Origin of the sequence: Microbacterium sp. ISL-103 (assembly GCF_018613995.1) — a bacterium.
GTDB lineage: Bacteria > Actinomycetota > Actinomycetes > Actinomycetales > Microbacteriaceae > Microbacterium.
This window is the reverse complement of record NZ_JAGGPD010000259.1, coordinates 1-3084: the sequence shown is the minus strand read 5'-3', so window position 1 is coordinate 3084 and position 3084 is coordinate 1. Positions and strand designations below refer to the sequence as shown.

General features: G+C 70.4%; 3 protein-coding genes. 2 read left to right on the top strand and 1 reads right to left on the bottom strand.

Annotated features, from left to right (window positions below):
- Both J7E68_RS10330 and J7E68_RS10325 read left to right on the top strand, forming a co-directional pair.
- Window positions 1-856 (top strand): CDP-glycerol glycerophosphotransferase family protein (locus tag J7E68_RS10330; RefSeq protein ID WP_215172296.1); only part of this gene is annotated, 856 nt, incomplete at its 5' end.
- Window positions 853-2289 (top strand): CDP-glycerol glycerophosphotransferase family protein, encoded by a 1437-nt coding sequence (locus tag J7E68_RS10325; RefSeq protein ID WP_215172294.1) that lies wholly within the window; start codon window positions 853-855, stop codon window positions 2287-2289. The genes J7E68_RS10330 and J7E68_RS10325, both read left to right, overlap by 4 nt.
- A gap of 21 nt (window positions 2290-2310) precedes the next feature.
- Here J7E68_RS10325 and J7E68_RS10320 read toward each other — a convergent pair.
- A partial coding sequence (locus tag J7E68_RS10320; protein WP_215172292.1) for a glycosyltransferase family 2 protein occupies window positions 2311-3084 on the bottom strand: 774 nt, incomplete at its 5' end.

Here is a 3084-nt window from a genome sequence, read left to right as displayed (position 1 = left end):
GGACTCGCCGGCGACGACCCAGGTCCCCGATGTCCCGGGCGCGCCGTTTCTGCGTCGTCTCGTCGGCATCCTCTACCGCTCTGCCGCGCAGCGCATCCGGGTACTGCCCGCCGCCTCGCACCGTTCCCGCGGACGGCTGGAGTCCGCCTTCGCGCTCGGCGACGACCGGGTGGTCGTCACCGGAGAGCCTCGGGTCGACGTGCTGTCGGCAGGGGCGGCGGACGAGCGCCGAGCGGCAGCATCCGATCTTCTCGCTGACGCGGTCGGCCCGCTGCCCGAGAGGACGAGGACGATCCTCTATGCCCCGACCTGGCGGGACGGTGCGGCCGATCCCGCCGTGCCGAGCGCCGCCCAGTGGGTCGAGATCATCCGCGTCCTCGAGCAGAGCGACGCCGTGCTCCTGATCCGCTCGCATCCGCTCGGCGAGGGGGCTTACGCGCCGCCGCTGCCCAGCGGCAGGGTGCGGTCGCTCGGCGCGTCGTCGCTTCCCGACGTCACGCCGGCTCTTCCCGCGGTCGACGTGCTGATCACCGACTACTCGTCACTGGCCTACGACGTCGGCCTTCTCGCGATTCCGGTGCTGTACCTGGCTCCCGATGCCGAGGAGTACGCCCGCACCCGAGGCTTCTACGGACGTTTCGAGGATGTCGCCGGAGACGACGCGGCGGCGGACTGGGACGCGCTGCTCGCGCAGCTCTCCAGCCTGCTGGACGATGACGGCGTGTTCGCCGCGAGGTCGCGCAGGTCCGCTACGCTCAGCGCGGAGATGCACGCATTCCGCGACGGAGGCAACACCCGGCGCGTGTACGAGACCATCCGTGCGCGAGGCATCCCCGCGCCGAAGGGAGCAGCATGACCACGGCCCGAATCGATGAAGCGGCAGAGACGCTGATCATCGCAGGGGCAGGTCACCGTCCCGCCACGGCGGAGCTGGTCGGGCCTCGTGCCCGGGTCGACGCGCGGATCACCGGTGGCGGCAAGACCTGGAAGGCGACCTTCCCGCTGCGTGCAGCGCGATGGGGTGGCGCCGAGCTGCCGCTGCCCGCCGGCGACTACGAGATCCGCGTACCGGATGCCGAGCTCGATGAGCTGTTCATCGCTCCGCACGTGCTGACGGGTCTTCGGGTGGCCGTGACCGGCGCCGTCGCGCAGATCGCGGCTCCGGTCGATCCCGCCTACGAGACGTCGGAGGGTCAGGCCACCCTCGAAGGCCGCTATCTCTCGCACCCCGGCGGCACTGAGAACGCCGTGTTCTTCGAGAGCTTCTACGGGCGCAGCGTCGGCTGCAACCCGCAGGCGATCGACCGCGCCCTCGCGACGCAGGCCCCGGACGTCGTGCGCTACTGGAGCGTCGTCGACCTGTCGGTCGCCGTGCCCGAGGGCGCGATCGCGGTCGTCGAGGGGAGCCCGGAATGGTGGCGGGCACGTGCCGCCGCCCGATTGCTCATCGTGAACGACTGGCTGCGCAGACGGTTCGTGCGCAAGCCCGGCCAGAAGGTGCTGCAGACCTGGCACGGCACCCCGCTCAAGCGCCTCGCGCTGCACCGCCCGGGGTTCGATCCCCGGCGCATGGCCGCGGTCGTCAAGGAGTCCCGGCGGTGGGATGTGCTGCTCGCGCAGAACACCTACTCCGAACGCATTCTGCGCAAGGCATACGCCTTCTTCGGTCGACCGATCTGGGTCGAGGGCTACCCCCGCAACGATTCGCTCCTCACCGGGGATCCCGCCGTGATTCGGGCGGACCTCGGGATCGCCGAGGGGGAGCGCGTGCTGCTGTATGCACCCACCTGGCGGGACGACCGCAAGGAGATGGTCGACTTCATCAACCCCGAGGAGCTCGCGCGACAGACGGATGCCGTCGTGCTCGTGCGCGGCCACTCGCGCACGATCGACACCGGACGAGATCGTGCGGGAGCCCGCGTGATCGACGTCACCGGCTACCCGCAGACGTCGCAGTTGCTGCTCGCCGCCGACGCGCTGATCACCGACTACTCGTCGGTCATGTTCGACTTCAGCGTCACCGGCAAGCCGATGTTCTTCCTCGTGCCCGACCTCGATCACTATCGCGGACAGCTCCGTGGTTTCTACTTCGATCTCGAGAGTCGGGCGCCCGGTCCGCTGGTCCGTTCGCAGCAGGAGCTGGTCGACGCTCTTGCGGACCCGGACCAGGAGACCGCCTATGCACGGCGGTACGCGGCCTGGCGTGCGCAGTTCAACACGCGCGATGACGGTCATGCGGCGGAGCGCGTGGTCGCTCGCATCCTCGACCAGGGATACGTCACGCGCTGAACCGCGACCACCCTCGCGGGATCAGGGGAGAGGGGTGTTGCGGGTGCCGAGCCGTGACGCGTCGACGGTGTCTCGGGCACCGCGGAGCACCCCACCGAGGAAGCCGAGGCCCCACGACAGGTGCATGGTCGGCAGGACGAGCAGGGTCCAGAGCCGCTGACGCACCCCGCCTCCACCGGGCAGGCACGCCACGGCGAGCACGAGAAGCAGATATGCGGCCAGCGGCAGGTACACCACGGCCGACACGACGGCAGACAGTGCTCCGGCGAGGACACCGGTCAGCTGCAGGACGCCTGTCACGACGGCGACCGCCACGAGGACGACCAGGGCCGGGGGAGCGAAGAAGCGGATGCCGTTGCGGCGCCCGAACCGGCGCACGAGTTCACCGCGCCAGGCTCCGGTCGCCCGGAACTGGCGTGCCAGGCGCAGCCAGCTCTCGCGCGGCCAGTAGGTCACCGACAGGGACGGGTCGAACCACACGAGGTGTCCGGCCTGGCGGATGCGGAGATTGAGTTCCCAGTCCTCGCCGCGGCGGATCGTCTCGTCGAAGAGCCCGACCTCGTCGAGCACCTCGCGGCGCATCACGCCGAGGTACGCGGACTCCGCCTCGCCTTCATGCGTGCCGCCGTGGTATGCACCGCCGCCGAGACCGACGGGGGAGTTGTAGAGGCGTGCCACCGCTGTCTGGAACGGGGTGCGTCCGTCGGCGCGCATGACACCGCCGACATTGGCCGCCCCCGTGCGGTCGAGAGTCTCGAGTGCACGAGCGGCATAGCCGGGGGAGAGTTCGGAGTG